This is a genomic window from Burkholderia sp. JP2-270, from assembly GCF_003233675.1.
In the GTDB taxonomy this organism is placed as follows: Bacteria; Pseudomonadota; Gammaproteobacteria; order Burkholderiales; family Burkholderiaceae; genus Burkholderia; species Burkholderia pyrrocinia_C.
Genome location: NZ_CP029825.1, coordinates 2,779,645 through 2,804,981 on the forward strand (window position 1 = coordinate 2,779,645; position 25,337 = coordinate 2,804,981).

At 66.3% G+C, this 25,337-nt stretch carries 19 protein-coding genes, 1 tRNA gene and 1 pseudogene; 14 read left to right on the plus strand and 7 right to left on the minus strand.

Annotation, left to right across the window (positions count from 1 at the left end):
* Positions 1-30 precede the first annotated feature (30 nt).
* Positions 31-1,497, plus strand: coding sequence for a flippase (locus DM992_RS30740; RefSeq protein ID WP_111019918.1), 1,467 nt, complete (start codon positions 31-33; stop codon positions 1,495-1,497).
* Positions 1,494-3,962, plus strand: coding sequence for a glycosyltransferase family 4 protein (locus DM992_RS30745; RefSeq protein WP_162631768.1), 2,469 nt, complete (start codon positions 1,494-1,496; stop codon positions 3,960-3,962). The genes DM992_RS30740 and DM992_RS30745 overlap by 4 nt, the downstream gene beginning before the upstream one ends.
* A 383-nt stretch (positions 3,963-4,345) precedes the next feature.
* Here DM992_RS30745 and DM992_RS30750 read toward each other — a convergent pair whose 3' ends face one another.
* A complete protein-coding gene (locus DM992_RS30750; RefSeq protein WP_111019920.1) occupies positions 4,346-5,521 on the minus strand; it encodes an acyltransferase in 1,176 nt (391 codons plus the stop codon).
* Between the two features lie 232 nt (positions 5,522-5,753).
* Here DM992_RS30750 and DM992_RS42435 point away from each other — a divergent pair, with 232 nt between their 5' ends.
* Positions 5,754-5,897 carry a hypothetical protein gene (locus DM992_RS42435; RefSeq protein ID WP_006479318.1) on the plus strand — a complete coding sequence of 48 codons (144 nt, stop codon included), beginning with the start codon at positions 5,754-5,756 and terminating at the stop codon, positions 5,895-5,897.
* A gap of 232 nt (positions 5,898-6,129) precedes the next feature.
* Positions 6,130-7,017, plus strand: a complete 888-nt coding sequence (galU, locus tag DM992_RS30755) for a UTP--glucose-1-phosphate uridylyltransferase GalU (protein ID WP_047901323.1) — start codon at positions 6,130-6,132, stop codon at positions 7,015-7,017.
* A 380-nt stretch (positions 7,018-7,397) separates the two neighbouring features.
* Here galU and DM992_RS30760 read toward each other — a convergent pair whose 3' ends face one another.
* Positions 7,398-8,516: an acyltransferase gene (locus DM992_RS30760; protein WP_111019921.1), complete on the minus strand. Its 1,119-nt coding sequence runs from the start codon at positions 8,514-8,516 to the stop codon at positions 7,398-7,400.
* 257 nt (positions 8,517-8,773) lie between these two features.
* Here DM992_RS30760 and DM992_RS30770 point away from each other — a divergent pair, with 257 nt between their 5' ends.
* Positions 8,774-9,223 carry an HU family DNA-binding protein gene (locus DM992_RS30770; protein WP_034179973.1) on the plus strand — a complete coding sequence of 150 codons (450 nt, stop codon included), beginning with the start codon at positions 8,774-8,776 and terminating at the stop codon, positions 9,221-9,223.
* 332 nt (positions 9,224-9,555) lie between these two features.
* On the plus strand, positions 9,556-10,347 hold the full coding sequence (locus DM992_RS30780; protein ID WP_111019924.1) for an AadA family aminoglycoside 3''-O-nucleotidyltransferase: 792 nt from the start codon (positions 9,556-9,558) through the stop codon (positions 10,345-10,347).
* A gap of 165 nt (positions 10,348-10,512) precedes the next feature.
* Here DM992_RS30780 and DM992_RS30790 read toward each other — a convergent pair whose 3' ends face one another.
* The 4 genes from DM992_RS30790 to DM992_RS30800 form a co-directional block, all read right to left on the minus strand.
* Positions 10,513-10,986, minus strand: a complete 474-nt coding sequence (locus DM992_RS30790) for a VOC family protein (RefSeq protein ID WP_111019926.1) — start codon at positions 10,984-10,986, stop codon at positions 10,513-10,515.
* A gap of 388 nt (positions 10,987-11,374) precedes the next feature.
* Entirely contained in the window at positions 11,375-12,532 is a 1,158-nt protein-coding gene (locus DM992_RS30795; protein WP_111019927.1) for a porin, read from the minus strand.
* An 81-nt stretch (positions 12,533-12,613) separates the two neighbouring features.
* On the minus strand, positions 12,614-12,877 hold the full coding sequence (locus tag DM992_RS41925; protein WP_162631769.1) for a hypothetical protein: 264 nt from the start codon (positions 12,875-12,877) through the stop codon (positions 12,614-12,616).
* Between the two features lie 91 nt (positions 12,878-12,968).
* Entirely contained in the window at positions 12,969-13,889 is a 921-nt protein-coding gene (locus DM992_RS30800; protein WP_111020490.1) for a YihY/virulence factor BrkB family protein, read from the minus strand.
* A 142-nt stretch (positions 13,890-14,031) separates the two neighbouring features.
* Here DM992_RS30800 and fdnG point away from each other — a divergent pair, with 142 nt between their 5' ends.
* From fdnG to DM992_RS30850, 8 genes and pseudogenes are all read left to right on the plus strand, one after another.
* Positions 14,032-17,103, plus strand: coding sequence for a formate dehydrogenase-N subunit alpha (gene fdnG / locus DM992_RS30810; protein WP_162631770.1), 3,072 nt, complete (start codon positions 14,032-14,034; stop codon positions 17,101-17,103).
* A gap of 10 nt (positions 17,104-17,113) precedes the next feature.
* Positions 17,114-18,028, plus strand: a complete 915-nt coding sequence (gene fdxH / locus DM992_RS30815; RefSeq protein WP_047901314.1) for a formate dehydrogenase subunit beta — start codon at positions 17,114-17,116, stop codon at positions 18,026-18,028.
* Entirely contained in the window at positions 18,025-18,651 is a 627-nt protein-coding gene (locus DM992_RS30820; RefSeq protein ID WP_111019930.1) for a formate dehydrogenase subunit gamma, read from the plus strand. Before fdxH ends, DM992_RS30820 begins: the two co-directional genes overlap by 4 nt.
* Positions 18,652-18,757: 106 nt before the next feature.
* Positions 18,758-19,693: a formate dehydrogenase accessory protein FdhE gene (gene fdhE, locus DM992_RS30825; RefSeq protein WP_175958748.1), complete on the plus strand. Its 936-nt coding sequence runs from the start codon at positions 18,758-18,760 to the stop codon at positions 19,691-19,693.
* Between the two features lie 75 nt (positions 19,694-19,768).
* Complete coding sequence (gene selA, locus DM992_RS30830; RefSeq protein WP_111019931.1) at positions 19,769-21,208, plus strand: L-seryl-tRNA(Sec) selenium transferase; 1,440 nt, start codon at positions 19,769-19,771, stop codon at positions 21,206-21,208.
* Positions 21,205-23,130: a selenocysteine-specific translation elongation factor gene (gene selB, locus DM992_RS30835; protein ID WP_111019932.1), complete on the plus strand. Its 1,926-nt coding sequence runs from the start codon at positions 21,205-21,207 to the stop codon at positions 23,128-23,130. The genes selA and selB overlap by 4 nt, the downstream gene beginning before the upstream one ends.
* 32 nt (positions 23,131-23,162) lie before the next feature.
* A tRNA-Sec gene (locus tag DM992_RS30840) sits at positions 23,163-23,258 on the plus strand.
* A 576-nt stretch (positions 23,259-23,834) separates the two neighbouring features.
* Positions 23,835-24,098 (plus strand): annotated as a pseudogene (locus DM992_RS30850) (integrase core domain-containing protein); the annotation flags it as partial.
* Between the two features lie 24 nt (positions 24,099-24,122).
* Here DM992_RS30850 and DM992_RS30855 read toward each other — a convergent pair.
* Positions 24,123-25,316 (minus strand): MFS transporter, encoded by a 1,194-nt coding sequence (locus tag DM992_RS30855; RefSeq protein WP_111019934.1) that lies wholly within the window; start codon positions 25,314-25,316, stop codon positions 24,123-24,125.
* Between the last annotated feature and the right edge of the window lie 21 nt (positions 25,317-25,337).

Genomic DNA, 25,337 nt, shown 5'->3' on the forward strand with positions numbered 1-25,337 from the left:
GCCGTCGTCGACGTCACACAAGGCACAAGCATGGACAAAGGCATACTCAAGAACGTTTCGATCAATTTCATCGGGCTGATCCTGCCGACCTTCGTGTCGCTGGTGACGGTGCCCGCGTATATCCACGCGCTCGGCGTCGAACGCTATGGCGTCGTCAGCCTCGTGTGGACGCTGATCGGCTATTTCGGGATCCTCGATCTCGGGATGAGCATGGCCGCGCAGAACCACATCTCGAAGGCGCTCGCGAGCGGCAACGACGACGAAAGCGCGCGCGTGTTCTGGAGCGCGTTCTGGCTCAATCTCGGCACCGGCATCGTGGGCGGGCTGCTGATCTATTTCGGCGCGTTCGTCTACACCGCGTATTTCACGAAGGTGTCGGCCGCGATGCAGCACGAGGTGTATCTCGCGCTGCCGTGGCTCGCGCTCGCGATTCCGCTCGCGAACGTGTCGTGGGTGTTCGCCGGCGCGATCAACGGCGCCGAGCGCTTCGGCGTGTTCAACACGAACCAGACGATCGGCACGTTCCTGTTCCAGCTGCTGCCGCTCGGCGCCGCATGGTGGATCGCGCCGAACCTGCAGACGGTGCTCGCCGCGGCAGTCGTCGCGCGCCTGATCGCGGCGGTGATGCTCGGCCACGCCAGCATCAAGGTGCTCGGCATCCGCCGCATCGATCCGCCGCAGTGGGGTACCGCGAAGGGGCTGTTCAACTTCGGCGGCTGGATGCTGATCGCGAGCACGACGAGCATGATCGCGGACACGCTCGATCGCGTGATGCTCGGCGCCGGCATGGGCGCGAAGTTCGTCACCTACTACACGGTGCCGCAGAACCTCGTCACGCGCCTGAACATGCTGCCGAACGCGCTCGTGCGCACGCTGTTCCCGCGCCTGTCGGCAGTCGGCCGCGATCACGCGGACACGCTCGCACGCCAGTCGCTCGAATTCCTGAACGGCGTGTTCACGCCGGTCGGCATCGTCGCGATCTTCGCGCTCGCGCCGTTCCTCACGCTGTGGGTCGGCGCCGATCTCGCCGCGCACTCGGCGCCGGTCGGCCGCGTGCTGGTGATCAGCGTGTGGCTCGTCGGTCAGGCGAGCGTGACGCGGATCCTGATCCAGTCGCAGGTCAACCCGGCCCGCGCGGCGTTCGCCGGACTCGTCGAAATGCCGTTCTTCGTCGGCGGCCTGTGGTTCGGCATTCATCACTTCGGGCTGATCGGCGCGGCGGTGGTCGTCGCGGCGCGCGCGTTCGTCGATTACGGCGTGCTGCTGTACCTGTCGGCGATCCGGATGCGCGCGATCGTGCTCGACATGCTGGCGCACCTGGCCTTCCTGCTCGCGAGCCTGTTTCTCGCGCAGGCGTGGCCGGGGCTCGGTGAATCGATCGGCATGTGCGCGATCGTGCTGGTGCTGAACGTCGCGTGGTCGCTCACGATGACGCCGGGGCTGCGCGCGCTCGTGCGCGACCTCTTTGTCCGTCTCAATGCGAGGAAAACCGTATGAATCGCGATCTGGCGGAACACGCCGTTTTGAATCTCGCCACTGCCGATGCGGCCGTGGCCGAAGCGGGCGATGCCGCCGCGCTGCGCCGGTCCGTGCCGGCCGAGCGGGCCAGCGCGCGCCAGCCGGCGCGCGCGCTGCGCGTGGCGATCGTCCACGACTGGCTCGTCACCTATGCGGGCGCCGAGCGCGTGCTCGAACAGATCGTCGCGTGCTTTCCCGACGCGGACCTGTTCAGCCTCGTCGATTTTCTCGACGACCGCGCGTTCGTGCGCGGCAAGCCGGTGACGACGTCGTTCATCCAGAAACTGCCGTTCGCGCGCACCAAGTACCGCAGCTACCTGCCGCTGATGCCGCTCGCGATCGAGCAGCTCGACGTGTCCGAGTACGATCTCGTGATCTCAAGCAGCCACGCGGTTGCGAAGGGCGTGCTGACGGGACCGGACCAGGTGCACATCAGCTACGTGCATTCGCCGATCCGCTATGCGTGGGATCTGCAGCACCAGTACCTGGAGCAGTCGAACCTCACGCATGGGCCGAAATCGCTGCTCGCGCGGATGATTCTTCACTACATTCGCAACTGGGACACGCGCACTGCCAATGCGGTGGACGGCTTCGTCGCGAACTCCGCGTTCATCGCACGGCGCATCAAGAAGGTCTACCACCGCGACGCGGCGGTGATCTTCCCGCCGGTCGACGTCGATGGTTTCTCGCTGAACGCGGTCAAGGACGATTTCTACCTGACCGCGTCGCGGATGGTGCCGTACAAGAAGATCGACCTGATCGTCGAGGCGTTCTCGAAGACGCCCGAGCGCAAGCTCGTCGTGATCGGTGACGGCCCCGAGATGCAGAAGATCCGCGCGAAGGCCGGCCCGAACGTCGAGATCATGGGCTACCAGCCGTTCGCGGTGCTGCACGACCGGATGCGGCGCGCGAAGGCGTTCGTGTTCGCGGCCGAGGAGGATTTCGGGATCTCGGTCGTCGAGGCGCAGGCCTGCGGCACGCCGGTGATCGCATACGGCAAGGGCGGTGCGCTCGAAACCGTGCTCGACCCGCAATCTGGCGCGAACCCGACCGGGCTGTTCTTCGACGAGCAGACGCCGCACGCGATCGTCGCGGCCGTCGACGATTTCGAGCGCGCGCCGCAGCGCTTCACGCCGAACGCATGCCGCGCGAACGCGGAGCGTTTTTCCGCCGATACGTTCCGGCGGCGCTTTCTCGACTATGTGGAAACCGCGCTGCCCGGCTCGACCGCGCAGCGCGGCGCGGCCGTCGCGCCGATGCCGGCCGCGCGCGGCCCGGCGACGCTCGTGCTCGACCAGAGCGGCGTGCTCGGCGGCGCCGAGCTGTCGCTGCTCGAGATCATGAAGCACATGCGCGCGAACGCCGACGTGCTGCTGTTCGACGATGGCCCGTTCCGTGCGGCGCTCGACGAGATCGGCGCGCGCGTCGACGTGGTCGACCAGGGCGCGCTGGCGGCCGTGCGCAAGCAGGGCGGCGTGTCGGTCGGCGCATTGAAGCAGCTCGTGCGGCTCGTGCGCGACGTCGCACGGCGTGCGCGCCGCGCCGAGGTGATCTACGCGAACACGCAGCGCGCGATGGTGGTCGCTGCGCTCGCCGGGCGGCTCGCGCGCAAGCCGGTGGTCTGGCATCTGCGCGACATCGTCAGCACCGACCATTTCGGCAGCAAGCAGCTGCTGGCGATCAAGTACTGCGCGCGGCTCGGCGTCACGCGCGTGATCGCGAACTCCGACGCATCCGCGCAGGCGTTTCGCACGCTGACGGGTTTCACGCCGCAGCACGTCGACGTCGTGTTCAACGGCATTTCGGCCGAGCCGTTCGATGCGCTGGAAGGCGTCAGCCAGGCCGCGCTGCGCGCGCGCCTCGGGTTGCCGCAGGATGCGTGGCTCGTCGGCTCGTTCAGCCGTCTCGCGCGCTGGAAGGGGCAGCACGTGCTGCTGGAGGCCGCCGCGCGGCATCCCGACATGCACGTGGTGCTGGTCGGCGCGCCGCTGTTCGGCGAGGACGAATACGCTGCGCAACTGCACGAATACGTCGCGCAGCACGGGATGGACGCACGCGTGCATTTCCTCGGGTTCCAGCGCGACGTGGCCGCGTGCATGACGGCGGTCGACGTCGTCGCGCACACGTCGATCACGCCGGAGCCGTTCGGGCGCGTGATCGTCGAAGGGATGCTCGCGCGCCGGCCGGTCGTCGCGGCCCGCGCGGGCGGCGTCGTCGAGATCATCGAGGACGGCGACAACGGGCTGCTCTGCGAGCCGGGCGATGCGACCGCGCTGGCCAACGCGCTGGTCACGCTGAAGCGCGACGGCGCACTGCGCGAACGGCTCGTCGCGAGCGGGCGTGCGACGGCGGTGCGCCGGTTCGGCACCGAGACCTACGTGGAGCGGGTCGAGAAGATCCTCGCGGATACGGCGAAGGCTGCGAAGGCGAAGAAGCAGTCGTAGCCGACGGCGCCAGCCGGCGGGAAACGGGCCCTCATGCGGCGTTGCGCTGCGTGGGGGCTTCGTTTTTCAGCGGGCGCGTTGGGTACGGCGAGTGACGGGTGGGTTGTTGCGTGCCGTGCCGGGCGCGGGATCGGCCGGCTGCCGGTTCGATCGGGAGCGTGCGGGAGACGGGGCGGCAAGGCGGCGCCGAGACAGTCGCGATGTGATCCGATGGGGGGCGGCCCAGGGCGGGCGGCATTGCAGCCGGACAGGCGGCCGTCAGGCGGCGGCATACAGGGTTGGTTGCGTACCCGCCCAACCCGCCATGCAGCTGCGCTTCGGCCATGAAAAAACCCCCGCGCAGCGAGATGCCACACGGGGGCTCCGGAACCGGTCCGGCCGGATCAGACGGCCCGCTCGGGCGCCTGCGCGACGACGCCGGCAGCGCGTGTCGGCTTGAAGCTGGCCGACCACGTCATCGCCGGCCGTTCGAACATCCGGTAGAACAGATACGCGACCGGAATCGCGGCGACCATGAACGCGATCGACGGCCAGATCGACAGTTGCAGTTCGGAGTGGAACAGCACCGAGCCGAGGCACACGAACAGCGGCAGGTGGATCAGGTACAGCGAGTAGCTGAAGTCGCCGAACCAGCCGAGCACGCGCAGCGGCGGCGTCGGGCGCGGCGGGCGCGCGAGCGCGCGGTACAGGAAGCACGCGAAGCCGGCCGACCACAGCTGGAACGCGCCGTACTGGCCGAAACGGAATGCGCCGCAGCCGGCGGCCAGCAGCACGGCGGCCGCGACGTACCATGCGCGCGACGGCACGGCGGCCGGGCCGCGCGCCTGCTGGACCCGCACATCGGCGATCCATGCGCCGATCGTCCAGGACAGCCAGTACGACGTGAAGAACTGCAGGTCGTGCCGTTCGAGCAGCCACGCGGACGCGACGTTGACGAGCGCGACCGCGGCCACGACGGCCGGCATGCCGATGCGCCGGCGCAGCGCGAACAGCAGCGGGTAGATTGCGTAGAACTGCACTTCGAGCGACAGCGTCCACAGTGCGCCGTTCGACCCGTACGTGTAGCCGGCGACGCCCTGCAGCGAGAACAGGTTCACGAGGAATGCCGTGATGCCGATGTCGCGGATCTTGTGGCTGACGGGCTCGATCTGCAGGCTGACCAGATCGAGCGCGAGCGTGAACAGCAGCGCGGCGAGCAGCACCGGGTAGATGCGCGCGAACCGGCGGGCCCAGAAGTTGGGCGCGTCGAGCCGGTACGCGGGATCGGCCGCGAGCTTGAGCGCCGCGTTGCGGTGGATGCAGTAGCCGCTGATCACGAAGAAGATCGGCACGCCGGCGGAGCCCCACGCGAACGGGAAGGTCAGGTAGCCGACGATCACGCTCGGATCGAGCGCGCGACCGTAAGCATGATGGAAGGTCTGCATCCCGACCCAGACGACCTGGCGGCAGTGGAAATAGGCGACGAGCAGCGCCGCGAAGCCGCGCATCGCGTCGATGACGTGTTCCTTGTGATCGGCGACGGGCGGCGCGGTCAGAGACGATCCGCTGAAAGCTTGCATGCGATTCGATTCCTTGCGACGGGTGGAGTGGAAGACGGACGAACGGGAAGTCTGTTCCCATCGTAATGCGCAAGAATTCGATCAATGAATAAAAAAATCTCGCCCGGAAATAACGCAATTCCACATGATGGCTATATCGTGCTCTGAAAGCGGTTCCGAAGGCGTGTCAATTATTTGCCGATTTTTTTCTGATAGTTTGAAGCTCCAGTTGATTGATGCAAGGAGCGGCAAGATGGACATGCATTGGATCGCGAGCGCTGCAGTACTGCTGGTCATGGCCGTGCTGTCGGCGTACCGCGAAGCGCTGAAGAACGAACCGATTCGCCCGGGCCTCGAACGGGGCGGCGTGCCCTATATCGAGGAATTCGAATCGTAAGAATTTGTATCTGGAAAATCGGTAATTTGTTTCTGCTTCGGCACTCGGCCCGGCAATATCGACCGAATTGAAGGGATTATATTTTTTCGGAAACATTGGGCAATCAGTCCATATCGAAAATGAGCGGAGTGGAATTGGCAGTGCCGTCGATTCTCGATATGCCGTTCGGAACACAATGGCGCCGGGTCGCAGCAGGTCGACGCGGCGCAGTCAACGCAATCAGGATGCGAACATGTTGAAAGTCACCAAGGCCGTGTTCCCCGTTGCCGGTCTCGGCACGCGGTTCCTCCCGGCAACGAAGGCGAGCCCGAAGGAAATGTTGCCCGTCGTCGACAAGCCGCTGATCCAGTACGCGGTCGAGGAAGCGATCAACGCCGGTATCACCGAGATGATCTTCGTCACCGGGCGCAGCAAGCGCGCGATCGAGGATCATTTCGACAAGTCGTACGAGATCGAGGCCGAACTCGAGGCGCGCGGCAAGGAAAAGCTGCTCGAACTCGTGCGCGGCATCAAGCCGAGCAACGTCAACTGCTTCTACGTGCGCCAGCCGGAAGCACTCGGCCTCGGCCATGCGGTGTTGTGCGCGGAGAAGCTCGTGCACGGCGAGCCGTTCGCGGTGATCCTCGCCGACGACCTGCTGCACGGCGAGCAGCCGGTGCTCAAGCAGCTCGTCGATGTGTTCGACCATTATCACAGCTCGGTGATCGGGGTCGAGACGATCCCGCGCGAGGACAGCCGCTCGTACGGCGTCGTCGAAGGCCGTGAATGGGAAGAGGACATCATCAAGCTGTCGGGCATCATCGAGAAGCCCGCGCCCGAGGATGCGCCGTCGAACCTCGGCGTGGTCGGTCGTTACGTGTTCATGCCGACGATCTTCGATCACCTGCGCAAGCTCAAGCCGGGCGCGGGCGGCGAACTGCAGCTGACCGACGCGGTCCAGACGCTGCTTGCGAACGAGCAGGTGCTCGCGTACCGCTACTACGGTACGCGTTTCGACTGCGGCAGCAAGATCGGCTATCTCAAGGCAACCGTCGAGCTCGCGCTCCAGCATCCGGAGGTGAGCCGCGAATTCGAGGCGTACCTGCGTACCTGCTTGCCCGCGCTGGCTGCCGTCGCATAGGCGGCCGCGCGCTCCGTTGTTTCAGGTGGTGGTTGTTCCGTTGGCCCCGGCCGCTCAGGCGCCGGGGCTTTTTTGCATTTGCCGGTGCGCGATCGTGGTGCGTGCGGCCGGCTTGTCGTGTGGTCGGGTTCGCGTGGAGCGAGGTGCCGTGTGTGGGGCGGCGCGGTCCGGCGTCACGCCTGAAACCGGTGCCGAAGCGCTTGCCGGGGCGAGCGGCGCGGCGTTGTCATTGCGCGATGTGCGTCGACGTTCGCGCCGGCGTTGGTTCCGTCCGTGCCGGTTCGTGGCGCAGCGGCGCAGCGCGTCAGCTTCCCGACGCTACCTGTCTCGCGGTCTTCCAGCGCATTTCCAGTCCGGTGTTTTCCGCTTGCGCGTGGCGCTCAACGCGCCGACGTGCTCGGCCGCGCGACGAAATGCCGGGCGAGCATCGCGGCGATCGGCTTCTTGAAGTCGAGCAGCCTTTTTTCGAGATAGCGCCAGGACAGGTGCGCGAGCAGCACGGCGAGCGCGAATTGCAGCATCTCGGGCAGCGCTTCGCGGGCGATTTCCGGCATCGGCACGCGCGCGAAGAGCGCGGGCATCGCGCCGAAGCGCGTCGGAATCAGGTTGTGGAACAGGTAGAAGCCGTAGCTGATCGTGCCGAGATAGACGAGCGGCGCCCAGTCGAGCAGCGCCACGACGGGATGCTCGGGTTCGCTGACGATCCACAGCATCAGCGCACCGAGCGACGCGGACAGGCCGAGATCCGCGAGCCCCGCGACCGCGTCGGGCAGCGCCGTGCACGCGGGCAGTGCGAGGAAAAACACGACGCCTGCCGAGCCGAGCCAGCCGGGCGGGACGCGGCGCACGGCGGCCGGGCCGTGATCGGCGAGCGCGATCGCGCCGACGCCGCCGAGCGCGATCAGCGCGAAATTCCACGGGGAAAACGCGTAGATCAGCACCGGCGACGCATCGGACAGGTAGAGCGCGAGATGCGCGGCCGCGCACAGCGCGACGGCCGCGACGCCGAGTGCGACGTGTCGCGCGGCTGGCACTGCGAGCAGCGCGAGCGGTGCGATCAGATAGAACTGCTGTTCAACCGCGAGGCTCCAGAAGTGCGACGTGGAGCCCGGCCAGCCGTCCTTGACGACGCCGATCCAGTAATTCGACAGGAACGCCGCATGCCACGCGAGCCCGAGGTTGACGCCGCGCTGGTAGAACAGCGCGTGCGCGATCGCGAGCGCCGCGAGCAGCAGGTAATACACGGGGAAGATCCGCAGCGCGCGCTTCGCGAGGAACAGCGCAAGCGCGTGGCGGCGCGTCATGGTGCCGCATTCGACTGCCTGGCGGTTGCGATGCAACTCGCCGACGATCAGGAATCCGCTGATGAAGAAAAACGTCCACACGCCAAGCTTGCCGACGTCGACGGCAAGGACGTGGCCCTTGTGGGACAGGAAAACGAGAATGACGGCGATGGCTCGCAGGCCGTCGAGTCCTTTGACGTATCTGACTTCGCGCATGGAGGCATCCGGGCATTGAGCGAGGCCAGTATAGGTGCGCAAATATCGAACGTAATTCGCGATCGGGCGCATACGTGAAGGCGTTTTTTGATGCTCGAGCGTCGGAGAAGTCGGTCGCGCGCAACAAAACCTGCGGGAAACCCCGCGAAAACGTATAAAAGTACTGCACGAAGCGTCAAGGCGCTTGTAGAATCCGGCGTTGAAGCGTGCGCAGTGCGCGCTTCATGTATCCAACGACCACACCTGGTAGGAGAAACATGGCGACTTCCGCAAAAAAGGTGGCCAAGAAGGCTGCCGCCGCACCGGCCAAGAAAGTGGCTGCTAAGAAAGTAGCGCCCGCGAAGAAAGTAGTGGCCAAGAAGGCCGCCGTCGCGAAGGCGCCCGCTGCTCCGACGCCGCTGAAGGACAAGTTCACGAAGGCATCGCTCGCAACGCACATCGCCGAGCGCGCAGCCGTGGAAGTGAAGGCGGTCAAGGCAGTGCTCGTCGCACTCGAGAACGTCGTGCTGGGCTCGGTCCACAAGAAGGGCGCAGGCGAGTTCACGCTGCCGGGTCTGCTGAAGATCACGGCACAAGTCGTGCCGGCGAAGAAGAAGCGCTTCGGCAAGGATCCGTTCACGGGCGAAGAGCGTTGGTTCCCGGCGAAGCCGGCCAGCGTGCGCGTGAAGGCTCGTGCGCTGAAGAAGCTGAAGGACGCGGCGGCGTAATGCCGCGCAACGGCTGCCGAATGCATGTCGGCAGCCGTTGCGATGTCCTGCGATCCCCGTACGCGAAAGCGTGCGGGGATTTTTATTGCGCCGCGCAAATCGCGCGGCAGCGAAAACGCGAAGCGGCAGCAATGTGCGGTTCGATGCGTGCCGCGTGCCGCGCGGCGCGAGCCGCGAGCCGCGTGGCGAATGGCGAATGGTGTGCAGCGCTTGCGCAATGCCGGACGGCAATCGTCATCCGCGCGCGCCGTTGTACCGCCGCAGCCCGCCGCTCTCGTCGCCTCGTTACCTCGTTACCTCGTCGCTCCCGCTGCGCCTGTTGCCTGCGCATCGTGACTGAATTCGTCCCATCTGAAATCGCCGGGCAGGTCGCTCCCGCACGCGCCGCGATCGAGCGGCATCTCGGTGCGACGCTGGATGCGATCCACCTGTTCGGCTCGGCGCTCGACGGCGGCTTGAAACCGCGCAGCGACATCGACCTGCTGGTGACGGTGGCCGTGCGGCCCGACGATACGGCGCGGCGTACGCTGATGTTCGACCTGCTCGCTGCGTCGGCGCCGCCCGGTCACGCAGGCGGCATGCGTCCGCTCGAGGTCACCGTCGTCGCGCGCGGCGACGTGGTGCCGTGGCGTCATCCGGCGCGACGCGAACTGCAGTTCGGCGAGTGGCTGCGCCGCGACCTCGAAGCCGGCATCGTCGACCCGGCGCTCGCCGATCACGATCTGGCGATCCTGTTGACGAAGGCGCGGCAGCACAGTGTCGCGCTGGTCGGTCCGCCGGCGGCCGCGCTGTTCGAGCCGGTGCCCGCGCGCGACTTTGTCGCCGCGCTTCTCGCTACCGTTGCGCAGTGGAATGCCGAACCGGACTGGCGCGGCGACGAGTGCAACGTGGTGCTCGCGCTCGCGCGCATCTGGTACAGCGCCGCGACCGGCAGGATCGCGCCCAAGGACGTCGCCGCGGCATGGGTGCTGGAGCGCCTGCCGGCCGCTTATCGGCCGGTTGTGGCGGCTGCGCGTGCCGCCTATCTCGGTGGCGAGGCGGGCGCGGCGATCCTGTCGGGTGAGCCGCTTGCCGCATTTATCGGCTACGCGCGGCGGACCGTCGAATCGATGCTGCCGGCGTAGCGGCGGATGCCGCGGTGCGCGCGATCGGCTTGCAGGCCGGCACCTTGCGGATCGTCAGCACTTTCGCCGCCGCCGCACGCGCAAGCCCCCGATCCGGGCGCTCGCCGGCGGCTCGCGACGTGCTTGACCGGCACGCCGTCACTCATCGCGGCACGACGCGCTTCGTCAACCAGCCGTGCCCGCATAGGCGGCCTTCAGCGCGGCGTCGTCGAACTTGGTCATCTGCATCATCGCCGCGGCCACACGCGCCGCCTTGACCGCGTCGCGATCGGCCATCATCGGGATGAGCGCTTCCGGAACGATCTGCCACGACACGCCGTAGCGGTCCCTGAGCCAGCCGCAGCCGTCGGCCGTGCCGCCGTTGTCGAGCAGGGCGCTCCAGTAGCGGTCGAGTTCCGCCTGGTCGGCACAACTGACCAGCAGCGAAATCGCGTGATTGAACGTCTCCGTGCGCGGGTGGCTCATCGCGATGAACGGCTGCCCGAACAGCTCGAACTCGACCATCCGCGTACCGTCGGTGCCGGACACCGACGTGACGCGCACGACGCGCGAATCCGGAAAGATGCCCGCATAGAAGGCCGCTGCTTCCTCGGCTTCCGTCGAGTACCAGAGAAAAGGCGTGATCTTCTGAATCGTCATGGCGAATCTCCTGTCTGTAGTGGCCGGGCCGCAAACCGCGTGCCGCCGTCGATACGACGGACGACGGCCGCCGAATTCGACACACGTGGGGCGAATGGCCGTCGCGCCGGATGAGCGGCGCCGACAGTGCGGATGGTAGTCGCTGGGAGGGAGGACGGCGACCCGCCCGGACATCCGGAAGCGGTGTTTGCGTGCGCTTTACAGCCGCCAGGTGCCGTTGCCGGCCCGCCGACGTGCGTCGGCATCGGTTTCGTTCGCCGGCCCGTGCAGGTGCGGCGGGCACACGGAAGACGGACAAAAAAAAAGCCAGCCGCGGCCGAAACCGGGGCTGGCTTTCCAGTTCGGCGGCAAGGCGTCGGAGACGCCATGCACGCCGGATACATCGTTTTTAGAACTTGTGGCGAATGCCGAGTGCGACCATTTCGGCCGAGCTCTTGCCGGCGAAGCCGTACGAAGCGATCGACGCTTGCGCGCTTTGCTGCACGCCGTCGACGAGCTGCGTGCCGCTCGCGTGCTGGTATGCGCCAACCAGGTAGATGTCCGTGCGCTTCGACAGTGAGTAGTCCGCGCCGACGCCGACCTGGTGGTACTTCGCGGACGTGTCGCCGCTTGCCTTCGTGTACGAGTAGCCGAGGCCCAGCAGCAGCGGCGGCGTGACCTGGTACGTCACGAACGCGCGGCCCGTGTTGTACTTTTCGGTCGAGCCGAAGCCCGAGAACGCGTCCGGCTTGTACTGTGCATTGCTGTAGCCGAGGCCGAACGTCACCGGGCCGATCGCGTACTGACCTGCGACTTGCGCGATGGCGATCGACTTCGCCGTGGCATAACCCGAGTTGATCGGGCCGTCGAAGATCGCGTCGGACGTCGTCGAGCCCCAGCCGCTGCGCAGGGCCGTGGCCGTCGGCGACGGGTTGTTCGCGTAGAAGTAGCCCGCGGCAACGCCGACCGGGCCGTTGTTGTAGGCAGCTGCGACCGACCAGGTCTGGCCCGCGCCCGTCTTGCCCGCCACACCGCCGATGCCGTACATGCCTTCGACCTGGAAGCCTGCGAAGACCGGCGACGTGTACTTGATCGCGTTGCTGACGCGCAGGCTGTTGTCGTTGTTGTCGACGTCGCCCGGCGTGGCCATCACGCTGCCGAAATAGTTGTCGGCCGTGACTGCCTGGACCAGGTCGACCAGCGGGTCGTACTGGCGGCCGAGCGTCAGCGTACCGTATTGCTTGCTGTCGAGACCGACGAATGCCTGACGACCGAACATGCGGCCGCCCTGGTTCAGCTTGCCGGTGCCCGGATCAAAGCCGTTTTCCAACTGGAAGATCGCCTTCAGGCCACCGCCGAGGTCTTCTGCGCCCTTCAGGCCGAAGCGGCTGCCTTGCAGGTTGCCCGACAGCATTTGCCACGAGTTGTTGGCTTGACCGTCATTGCCGTGCACCCATGCGATCGACGTATCGATCACGCCGTACAGCGTCACGCTCGACTGAGCGTGCGCAGCGCCAGCGGCGCCCAGCAGGGCGAGCGAGAGGGTCGAGAGAGCAAGTTTCTTCATCGTTGAGATTCTCCACGCAAGTGATTCATCGTTATTTGTTGCGGATTGGAGAATAGCTCAGTGCCATCCACGCAAGAAAGCTTAAAAAATAAAGTGTCTCGAAAAGGTAACAGCGTGGAAAAGTCCATATATATCAAGCACATCAGCGACTGTTCCTGTTTTTGAAATAGTTGACGGTTGCTGCGGCGCGATTGTTTCAATGCTTGGTGCACATTGCGGCAGACGCGCCATTTCGGCCGGTTGGAGCAGCGAAATGAGCACTTGCAAACGTTTGCCGTTGCAGCTGCGAACGCGCCGACGTACGAGAAACGCGTCAACGCTGCGCGAATGCGCGGCGGACAGCATGCTTGCCAGAAGTCGGGCTGGTGTGCGGGGGGGGCACTTGGCTGCGCGCGCGATGCCGGCGCGCAGCCGCTTTGCGGAGGAGGCGCGTGAATCAGTCGTTGCGCACGCGATCGGTTTGAGCGGGTACGGTCGGTGCGATGCCGGCGGGCCGATGCGCGTTGCCGCGGGCCGCCGCGAATTCCGCACCGAGCAGCAGCACGATCGCGGAGAAGTACAGCCACATCAGCAGGACCGCGAAGGATCCGGCCGCGCCGAACGCACTCGCGGTGCCCGCGTGCGTGAGGTACAGCGCGAACAGCTTCTTGCCGCCGGAGAACAGGATCGCGGACACCACGCCGCCGACCGCGGCGTCGCGCCACGCGACGCGGGCATCGGGCAGGAACTTCATCAACGCGGCGAACGCGGCCGCGAGCACTGCGATGCCGACGAAGAACTGCACGATGTTCGTGACGACGACATACGGCGAATTGCCCAGCAGCCAGGTGCCGACGAACGTGATCGCGGTGTCGAGCACGAGCGACACGATCAGCAGGAACGCGACGCCGAGCACGAGCCCGAACGAGATCAGCCGCACGCGCACGAGCCCGAGCATGCTCGACCAGCGGTTTTCGGTGGCAGGCCAGATCACGCTGAGCGCGGCGCTGAGCGACGCGAACGTGGCCGACGCGCCGATCGCGAGCGCGGCGAACGAGATCAGCGTCGCCAGGCCGCCGCGCTCTCCCGCGCGGTGCGCGTTCTGCACGATCGTCTGGATGCTGGCCGCCGCGTCGTCGCCGATCAACTGGTGCGCCTGTTCGAACACCTGGCCGCGTGCGGCGTCGTCGCCGTAGAACCAGCCGGCCACCGCGATCACCATCACGAGCGTCGGCGCGAGCGAGAACGCGGAGAAGAACGCGATGCCCGCGGCCATCGCGGAGCAGCGGTCGGACGAGAAGCGCTTGAACGCGGTGAGGGCCCAGTTGGCCTGTCGTTGGGCAAGTCGGGTCGCGTCGGTGGTGATCTGTCGTTTCATGAGGGTTCGGTCGAGATGCCGTGCGGCGGTCACCGTTGGTAATCGGACAATTCAGTATTGATCCGAGGATTCGAACATAGTTGCGCGGACTGTCTATAATTCCTTTCAGTTTCCTCCACCCCACAATAACGCCGAGACCGCCATGCTACAAATGTCCCGGCGCCAGTTCCTGAAGGTGACGGCCACGTCGCTTGCCGGATCGAGTCTTGCCCTGATGGGCTTTTCTCCATCCGAAGCGCTTGCCGAAGTCCGACAGTACAAGCTGGCGCGCACCGTCGAAACGCGCAACACCTGTCCTTACTGCTCAGTGGGTTGCGGCATCCTCATGTACAGCCTCGGAGACGGCGCGAAGAATGCGCAGCCGAGCATCATTCACATCGAGGGCGATCCCGACCATCCCGTCAATCGCGGCACGCTGTGCCCGAAGGGCGCGAGCCTGATCGACTTCATCCACAGCCCGAATCGCCTGACGCACCCCGAATACCGGGCACCGGGCTCGGACAAGTGGGAACCCATCTCGTGGAACGACGCGCTCGACCGGATCGCGAAGCTGATGAAGGCCGACCGCGACGCGAACTTCGTCGAGACGGCGGAAGACGGCGCGAGGGTCAACCGCTGGCTCACGACCGGCATGCTGGCCGCATCGGCAGGCAGCAACGAGGTCGGCTACCTGACGCACAAGACTATCCGTAGTCTGGGAATGCTCGCATTCGACAATCAGGCGCGTGTCTGACATGGCCCGACGGTGGCAGGTCTTGCCCCGACGTTTGGCCGTGGAGCGATGACGAACCATTGGGTCGACATCAAGAACGCGGACGTGATTCTCGTGATGGGCGGCAATGCAGCCGAGGCCCATCCGTGCGGTTTCAAGTGGGTAACGGAGGCGAAGGCGCACCGCAAGGCGCGGCTGATCGTCGTCGACCCGCGCTTTACGCGTACGGCCTCGGTGGCTGACTACTACGCGCCGATCCGCACCGGCACCGACATCGTCTTCCTGGGCGGTGTCATCAACTATCTGCTGACGAACGACAAGATCCAGCATGAGTATGTGAAGAACTACACGGACTTCACGTTCATCGTGCGCGAGGATTTCGCGTTCAACGACGGCATCTATTCCGGCTACGACGCGGAAAAGCACGCGTACCCGGACAAATCGAGCTGGGACTACGAGCGCGGCGACGACGGATTCGCGAAGGTCGACCCGACGCTGCAGCATCCGCGCTGCGTGTACAACCTGCTGAAGCAGCACTACGCGCGCTATACGCCGGACATGGTCGCGCAGATCTGCGGCACGCCGAAGGAGAAGTTCCTGAAGGTGTGCGAGATGCTCGCGACGACGGCCGTGCCAGGCCGCGCCGGCACGATCCTGTACGCGCTCGGCTGGACGCACCACTCGATCGGCGCGCAGATGATCCGCACCGGCGCGATGGTGCAGCTGCTGCTCGGCAACATCGGCATCGCCGGCGGCGGGATGAACGCGCTGCGCGGCCACTCGAACATCCAGGGGCTGACCGACCTCGGGCTGATGTCGAACCTGCTGCCGGGCTACATGACGCTGCCGATGCAGTCCGAGCAGGACTTCGACGGCTACATCAAGAAGCGCACTCAGCTGCCGCTGCGGCCGAACCAGTTGAGCTACTGGAAGAACTACAAGGCGTTCCACGTCAGCTTCATGAAGTCGTGGTGGGGCGATGCGGCGACCGCCGAGAACAACTGGGGCTACGACTACCTGCCGAAGCTGGACAAGCAGTACGACCTGCTGCAGGCGATCGAGCTGATGAATGCCGGCAAGATGAACGGCTACATCTGCCAGGGCTTCAACCCGCTCGCGGCGGCGCCGTCGAAGGTGAAGACGGCCGCGGGGCTCGCGAAGCTGAAGTGGCTCGTGATCATGGATCCGCTCGCGACCGAGACGTCCGAGTTCTGGAAGCATCACGGCGACTACAACGACGTCGATGCGTCGAAGATCCAGACCGAGGTGTTCCGTCTGCCGACCACGTGCTTTGCGGAGGAAAACGGCTCGCTCGTGAGTTCGAGCCGCGTGCTGCAATGGCACTGGAAGGGCGCGGAGCCGCCGGGCGAAGCGAAGAGCGATCTCGAGATCATGTCGGGGCTGTTCCTGCGCATGCGCAAGATGTATCAGGCAGACGGCGGCAAGTATCCGGACCCGATCGTGAACCTGACCTGGCCGTACGCGAACCCGGAAAGCCCGACGCCCGAAGAGCTCGCGATGGAGTTCAATGGCAAGGCGCTTGCCGACTTGCCCGACCCGAAGGATCCGGCCAAGACGCTCGTGAAGAAGGGCGAGCAGCTCGCCGCGTTCGCGCAACTGAAGGACGACGGCACGACCGCGAGCGGCTGCTGGATCTTCTGCGGCGCATGGACGCAGGCCGGCAACCAGATGGGGCGGCGCGACAACTCGGATCCGACCGGCATCGGCCAGACGCTGAACTGGGCGTGGGCGTGGCCGGCGAACCGGCGGATCCTGTACAACCGCGCATCGTGCGACGTGAACGGCAAGCCGTTCGACCCGACCCGCAAGCTGATCGGCTGGAACGGCAAGGCGTGGGCGGGCCCGGATATCCCGGACTTCAAGGCGGACGAACCGCCCGAGAACGGGATGGGGCCGTTCATCATGAACCCGGAAGGCGTCGCGCGCTTCTTCGCGCGCGCGGGGATGAACGAAGGTCCGTTCCCCGAGCACTACGAGCCGTTCGAGACGCCGATCGGCACGAACCCGCTGCACCCGAACAACCCGCAGGCGCTGAACAACCCGGCCGCCCGCGTGTTCCCGGACGACCGCGCGTCGTTCGGCAAGGCACCGGAGTTCCCTCACGCCGCGACGACTTACCGGCTGACCGAGCACTTCCACTACTGGACCAAGCATGCGCGGCTGAACTCGATCATCCAGCCCGAGCAATTCGTCGAGATCGGCGAAGACCTCGCGAAGGAAGTCGGCGTCGCGCACGGCGAACGCGTGAAGGTGTCGTCCAAGCGCGGCTACATCGTCGCGGTCGCACTCGTCACGAAGCGGATCAAGCCGCTGACGGTCGACGGCAAGAAGGTCCAGACGGTCGGCATCCCGTTGCACTGGGGCTTCAAGGGTCTGACGAAGCCCGGCTATCTCGCCAATACCCTGACTCCGTCCGTGGGTGACGGCAACTCGTACACACCGGAATTCAAGTCGTTCCTGGTGAAGGTCGAAAAGGCGTAAGGGGAAAGAGATGGCATTGCAATCGCTGGATATCAAGCGCGTCTCGGCCACCACGACGCCACCGCCCACGGTGCGCGAACCGGTGACCGGGAGCGTCGCGAAGCTGATCGACGTATCGAAGTGCATCGGCTGCAAGGCATGCCAGACGGCGTGCATGGAGTGGAACGACCTGCGCGACGAGGTCGGCACCAACGTCGGCGTGTACGACAACCCGGCCGACCTGTCGGAGCACTCGTGGACCGTGATGCGGTTCTCCGAATACGAGAACCCGGCCGGCGATCTCGAATGGCTGATCCGCAAGGACGGCTGCATGCACTGCGAGGATCCGGGCTGCCTGAAGGCGTGTCCGTCGCCGGGCGCGATCGTGCAGTACAACAACGGGATCGTCGATTTCCACGAGGAGAACTGCATCGGTTGCGGCTATTGCGTGACCGGCTGCCCGTTCAACGTTCCGCGGATCTCGAAGAAGGATCATCGCGCGTACAAGTGCACGCTCTGTTCCGACCGCGTCGCGGTCGGCCAGGAACCGGCCTGCGTGAAGACCTGCCCGACGGGCGCGATCGTGTTCGGCACCAAGGAGGACATGAAGCAGCATGCGGCCGAACGGATCGAGGACCTGAAGGAGCGCGGCTTCGAGCATGCGGGGCTGTACGACCCGCAGGGCGTCGGCGGCACGCACGTGATGTACGTGCTGCACCACGCCGACAAACCGTCGCTGTACCACGGGCTGCCCGACAACCCGTCGATCAGCCCGATGGTGAAGCTGTGGAAGGGCATCGCGAAGCCGCTCGCGGTCGCCGGCATCGCGCTGACGGCGCTCGCCGGATTCTTCCACTATGTCCGGGTCGGTCCGAACGAGGTGAGCGACGACGAGGAATCGGCCGCGCGCGACGAGGCGCGACGCATCAAGGAGGACGCGAAATGAAGCACGACGACCCCAACCTGATCGTCCGCTATTCGGCGAACGAGCGTACGAATCACTGGATCACCGCGATCACGTTCGTGCTGCTCGCGTTGTCCGGGCTCGCGCTGTTCCATCCGTCGATGTTCTGGCTGACCGCGCTGTTCGGCGGCGGCCAATGGACGCGGATCCTGCATCCGTTCGTCGGCCTCGTGATGTTCGTGTCGTTCGCGATCCTGGTGGTGCGCTTCTGGCACCATAACGCGCTCGACGCGGACGACCGGCAATGGCTGAAGCAGATCGGCGACGTGCTGACCAACCAGGAAGACAAGCTGCCGCCCGTCGGGCGCTATAACGCCGGGCAGAAGCTGCTATTCTTTACGTTGGTGGTGTGCCTGCTGTTGCTCCTGCTGTCGGGGATCGTGATCTGGCGGCGCTACTTCTCGTTCTACTTCCCGATCGGGGTGATCCGCGCGGCCGCTGTCGTGCATGCCGTGGCGGCCTTCGTGCTGATCGCGAGCATCATCGTGCACATTTACGCGGCGTTGTGGGTGAAGGGCTCGATCGGCGCGATGGTGCGTGGCACCGTCACGCCGGGCTGGGCTCGCAAGCATCATCCGAAGTGGTTCCGTGAAAGCGTGAAATAACGCACCGGAGCGGGCGGCTCGCCGATCGCGGCGGGCCGCTCCGTCAGCCGTCGGAACTGCCTGAAGCGCCGATCCGTCGGCGCTTGTTTATTTGGAATACATTTCTGTGACACAACGCATTCTCGAACCGACCGAGATCTCGGCACTCGATCATTCGGCCATTCCACGCTTTCGCCTGCCGGAGCGCGCCACCGCGTTTTCGGCGCGCGCCGCGCGGCTGCGCAAGCTTGCCGACCTGAACCCGATCAGCGGCTATCTGCGGCTGATGGCCACCGTCGCCGATGCGCAGCACGCGACATTGCAGACGCTGGAGCTGCCGCTGCCCTCGAAGGAAGCGATCGCGCGCGCGCAGCAGCATTCGATGCCGCTCGTGCCGGCGCTCGACGGCGAGCGCGATCCGCGCTGGCGCGCGGTGCTGTACGAACTGCTCGATCGCGTCGAAGGCGCCGGGCTCGTCAATCCGTCGCTCGCGAAGCTGCTCGACCGGCTGCGCCTGACGGCGCCCGCCGAACTCGACGCGCAGGCCGACGCGATCCTCGCGCTGCGTTTCGCCGAGGTCGACCCGGCCACCGCGCCGTTCCTGATGGCCGCGCTGCAGGTCGTGTGGACCGATCTCGCCAGCCGCGTGACGCCGGCCGACGTTCCGTATCTCGACCAGCCGGGGCTGTGCCCGGTGTGCGGCTCGCATCCGGTCGCGAGCGTCGTGCGGGTCGGCGGCCAGTTCCAGGGCTACCGTTTCCTGCAATGCGGGCTATGCACGACCGAGTGGCACATGGTGCGCACCAAGTGCTCGCACTGCGATTCGACGAAGGGCATCGCGTACCACGGGATCGAGGGTGGCAGCGAAGCTGTCAAGGCCGAATCGTGCGACGAGTGCAAGACCTACCGCAAGATCGGCTATCAGGAGAAGGACTACGAGTTCGAGCCGCTGGCGGACGATCTCGCGAGTCTCACGCTCGACCTGCTGATGAACGAGGCCGGATACCAGCGCAGTTCGCCGAACCCGCTGCTGTGGCCGGATGTCTCGCGGGAAGCGGATTGACGGCACGGGGCCGGGGGCGGTGCGCGAGCGCCGGCTTCGGCCGACTGCGAAGCATGAGACTGGAGCCACTACTACGTGACCGAACCGGGTGTGAATGAACTGAATGCGGTGCTGGCGCGCGTGCCGTCGGTCGAGCGCGTGCTGTCGTCGGCACCGCTGCAACCGCTGCTTGCCCACTATGGCCGCACGCGCGTGCTGAACGCCGTGCGCGCCGAACTCGAACGCTGGCGTACCGCCGCGCAGCACGATCCGATGGCGGCCGAGCCGCTCGACGAGCCGCGCATCGCCGCGGCCGTCGCGCGCACGCTGGCCGCGCAGAGCGCCGGCGCCGTGCGAGCGGTGTTCAACCTGACCGGCACCGTGCTGCATACGAACCTCGGGCGTGCGCTGTTGCCCGACGAAGCGGTGCGCGCGGTGATCGACGTGCTTACGCGGCCCGTCAACCTCGAATTCGATCTCGCCACGGGCCGTCGCGGCGATCGCGACGACCTGATCGACGATCTGTTGTGCGAACTGACGGGCGCGGAAGCGGCGACCGTCGTCAACAACAATGCAGCGGCCGTGCTGCTGACGCTTTCGGCGCTCGCGACGAAGCGCGAAGTCGTCGTATCTCGCGGCGAGCTGGTCGAGATCGGCGGCGCCTTCCGCATTCCCGACATCATGAGTCGCGCCGGCGCGAGGTTGCGCGAGGTCGGCACGACCAACCGCACCCATCTGCGCGACTACGCGGACGCGATCGGCCCGCGCACCGCGCTGCTGATGAAGGTGCACTGCAGCAACTATGCGATCAGCGGCTTCACGAAGGAGGCGACGCTCGCCGAACTTGCGCCGCTCGCGCGCGAGCACGGGCTGCCGGTCGCCGTCGATCTCGGCAGCGGCACGCTCGCCGACCTGTCGTCATGGGGGCTGCCGCACGAGACGACCGTGCAGGAAACCGTTGCCGCCGGCGCAAACGTTGTCACCTTCAGCGGTGACAAGCTGCTCGGCGGGCCGCAGGCCGGCCTGATCGTCGGCGATCGCGCACTGGTCGCTAAGATCAAGAAACATCCGCTCAAGCGCGCGCTGCGCGTCGGCAAGCTGACGCTTGCGGCGCTCGAGCCCGTGCTGCGTCTCTACCAGGCACCCGAATTCCTGCGCGACCGGCTCACGACTTTGCGCCTGCTGACGCGTCCGCAGCGCGAGATCGCCGAGGCCGCCGAACGCGTGCGCCCGGCGCTGCAGGCCGCGCTCGGCAACGGTTTCGACGTGACGGTCGAACCGATGTTCAGCCAGATCGGCAGCGGCGCGCTGCCGGTCGACCAACTGCCGAGCGCCGGGCTCGTCGTGCGCACGCCGGACGGCAAGCGCGGCGGCCGCGCGCTTGCGCAGCTGGAGAAGCGGCTGCGCGAATGGCCACGCCCGGTGATCGGCCGTATCGCCGACAACGCGCTGCGGCTCGACCTGCGCTGCCTCGAAGCCGCCGACGAAGCGGAATTCGTCGCGCAATGCGTGCCGCCCTCGGGGCCCGCTGCATGATCGTCGGTACCGCGGGGCACATCGACCACGGCAAGACGACGCTTGCGCGGGCGCTGACGGGCGTCGATACCGACCGGCTGAAGGAAGAGAAGGCGCGCGGCATCTCGATCGAGCTCGGCTACGCGTATACGCCGCTCGAGAACGGCGACGTGCTCGGCCTGATCGACGTGCCGGGCCACGAGAAGCTGATCCATACGATGGCGGCCGGCGCGTGCGGGATCGACTTCGCGCTGCTCGTGATCGCCGCCGACGATGGCGTGATGCCGCAGACGCGCGAGCATCTCGCGATCCTGCAGCTGCTCGGCGTCACGCATGGCGCGGTCGCGCTGACGAAGTGCGATCGTGTCGACGCCGCGCGCGTCGTCCAGGTACGCGACGAGATCGCCGCATGGCTGCAAGACTCGACGCTGGCCGGCGCGCCGATCTTCGAAACCCGTGCGACGGCCGTGGACGATCCGGGCGTCGCCGCGTTGAAGCGTCACCTGGCCGACGCGGCGATCGCGTGGCGCGCGCGCCGTGACGACGGCTTGTTCCGGCTCGCGGTCGATCGCGTGTTTACGCTCGCGGGGCAGGGGACCGTCGTGACGGGCACCGCGTTTGCGGGCCGCGTCGCGACGGGCGACACGCTCGCGATCGTGCGCACGGGCGGCGCGGCGCGCGTGCGCAGCATCCATGCGCAGAACCGGCCGGTCGAGGCCGGCCGCGCGGGCGAGCGTTGCGCACTGAACCTGGCCGGCGTCGACAAGGCCGACGTCGAGCGTGGCGATACCGTCGCCGATGCGCGGCTCGCTGCGACGTCGCCGCGCGTGGACGTCGAGCTGACGCTGCTCGCGGACGCGGGGCTGATGCTCACGCACTGGGCGCCGCTGCACGTGCATCTCGGCACGCTGCATCGCGTCGCGCATGTCGCGCTGCTCGACGGCGATACGCTCGCGGCCGGCCAGCGGATGCGCGTGCAACTGGTATTCGACGAACCGGTGTTCGGGCTGCCGGGCGACCGGTTCATCGTCCGCAATCCGCAGGCGACGCGCACCGTCGGCGGCGGTCGCGTGCTCGATCCGTTCGGGCCGGCGCGCAAGCGCCGCACGCCCGCGCGCCGCGCGTGGCTCGATGCGCTTGCCGAGTGGCTCGACGCGGGGCGCCTCGATGCGCTGCTGGCGCATGCGCCGCTCGGCATCCCGCGCGCGATGCTTACGCATCTCACCGGTTTCGCACCGGACGCGCTCGCGTTGCCGGACGACGCGCTGGCGATCGGGCAACGCGATGCCGCGTCGAACGACGGCGCGGTGATTTCGCATGCGCACTGGCGCGCGCTGCAGACGCGGGCGATCGAGACGCTGCGCGCGTATCACGAGCGCATGCCCGACGAACAGGGGCTCGACGCCGCGCGCCTGCGGCGGATGGCGGCACCGCTTGCCGGCGATGCGTTGTGGCGCGCGCTCGTCGATGCGCTGGTGGACGGCGGTGAAGTCGCGCGAAGCGGGCCGTGGCTGCATCTGCCGTCGCATTCGGTGAGCCTCGATTCGCGCGAGGAAGCGCTGGCGCGGCAACTGCTGCCGCTGATTCATGCGGGGCGCTTCGATCCGCCGTGGGTGCGCGACCTGGCCCGCGACACGGGCGCGGCCGAGGACGCGGTGCGCACGCTGCTGCGCAAGCTCGCGCGGCGCGGCGACGTGCACCAGGTCGTGCGCGACTTGTTCTATCACGCGGATGTCGTACGCGAGCTGGCGGAACTGGTCGCGCATCTCGCGCCTTCGCGCGGCGGCGGGCTCGATGCCGCGACGTTTCGCGACGCGACGGGGCTGGGCCGCAAGCGCGCGATCCAGATTCTCGAGTTCTTCGATCGGGTTGGGTATACTCGCTTCCACCGCGATCTCCACTTCCTGCGGCCTGACAGCGGTTGGGTGGGTATTCAGGCGTAGGCGCCCGTTGTTCTTTTGGTTGTTTTCCCCGAGGAAGGCATTCGTATCCGGTGGTACGGCCGGGCTTCAAACCCGGTTGGGGGTGTCAGACACTCCTGGGTAGGTTCGACTCCTGCTGCCTTCCGCCATTCAAGGGTTCGCGGGCATTCCGGCGACTTCCGTAAATGCGCCATAGGTCGCTGATTTCAAATCGATTCGTGGGTAACGGCATGCTTGCGGCTTCCCCTCGCGTCCCTCACAATTTCCGCGCGAAGTATGGGTAGCGGCGTGGGCTTTGCGGGTAAGAAGGAGCGCAACATGGCAGGCCGACAGTTTCACCGGCTCAGTACCTTGCGGATCGCAAAGGAAGTACCCCCTGGTCCCTACGCTGACGGCGGCGGCCTTTAAATGCAGATCGCGAACAGTGGCGCCCGCTCGGGGGCTTTCGTTTGAAACTCAACGGGCGCGTGCGGGAAATGGGGCTCGGCCGCTTTCGCGAGTCTCGCTGGTCTCATACCTTTCGTTTCGGACTTTCTCCCTGGTCACGCGGATCGGGTCGCGGACACGTCTGATTCACGGCCGTCAAGACAGGCTTTGTCTTTCCTTGCGCAAAGTTCCTGTCACTTGACGCAATGCATTAAGTCTGTCCGCGGCAGTCTTAAATTCCGCTGTCGTGGTCGTCGCGCTTGAATTTGCCTCTGCCTGGGGCATGCAGCTGGCCGTGAGATGCTGCCATCGGTCCGGCCTTCGTCGCACCGGGCAGTCCGTGGCAAATCGGGGTCGTTGAGAGCGTTGGCCGCAAGCCGCACGAGGAATTGCTGAGCCGGGGAGGGTCCCGCAGTCGTGCCGCAGCCAAGGTGCTCATCGAACGCTGGCGGCAGTTTTACGACAGGCGCCGGCCTCATGCCACACATCGCTATCAACTTCCCGCCACCGTCCGTCCGGCCTGGCTGGGTTCCGATAATATCGACGCGAGACTCAGCGTCTGACGGGCTACAAAATTCCGCCGCATGTCACATAGTCGCGTCGTTGATTTTTGGCAGCCAGGCAAACGCGATTGTCACCAGCGTGACGCCGACGACGAGCATCGGCACCACCATTGGCCACGCGCCCAATTGATAGCGCGGATCGGTGAAAGCCGCTGCCGTCTGTCCCACGCTGAAAGCGAAGAACATCATGAGGAAGCCAGACCAGGATACCGCGCGACCCGCAAGATGAGGCAGGCTGCTGACCGCCCCCGCCTGCCCGCATGGCTGATGGATCCCGTGGCCGAGGCAATACACGCCATGCCCCGCGAGCAGCGGCCAGATGCTCCCGGGAAGCAACGCGCAGCCCACCGCCTGAATCACTGCGCCGGAGAGGCTCAACGTTGCGCCTTGTCGCACCGTTCGCAGCATGCTCTGACGTCGCAACAACAGGCGGCAGCCATACGTACTCAGGACATAGACGAACGTACCGCTCGCCGGTATCCAGCCATATCGCTGGGGCGACAGGCCGAGATGCCGGATGTAGATTGCGGGAGAGAGCAATAGAAAGCAGAACATGCCGGTGTACGTCGAGGCGGCCAGCAACGCCCATACCCTGAACGTGGCATTGCCGAGTATCTCGCGCACGTCCCGGATCGAGCCCCGGCTCGAAGCGATTCTGGAGAAACTTTCGTCGAAGCCGTACCAGCACATGACGAGCAGCCCGAACGCATACAGGCTCATCCCCGCGAGCACCCATCGCCATCCGGCCTGCTGCGTGACATACGCACCGAGAATCGGCGCGAGGAACGCCATCATCCCCATTCCCATGAAGCCGCGCGCCATCACGTACGGGCCGTCGGCCGCCGAATGCCGGTCGCGCACCGTCGCGCGCGCGCATACCAGTATCGCGGCCATTGCAAAGCCCTGCATCGCGCGAGCGGCCACCAGCATCGCTGCGGTCGAAGCGAGTGCAGCCGCGAGCGCTGCAAGCGCATAGAGCGCAAGGCCGCTCAGCAACACGGGACGGCGGCCGAATCGGTCGGAAAGACTGCCCATCGGCAATTGTCCTATTCCGAATATCAATGCGAAAACCGTGAGGCTGACGCTGGCAGAGCCCAGCGTTGCGGCGATTTCAGGCAGCGCCGGCAGGTAACTGTCGGTCGCCACCGGCTGGGCCGCCAGCAGAAGCGGCAACATGAGCGCGAAGTTCAGGCGAGCAGGGCGCGTGGTGTCGGGCATGACGGTTTTCGGCACGGTATC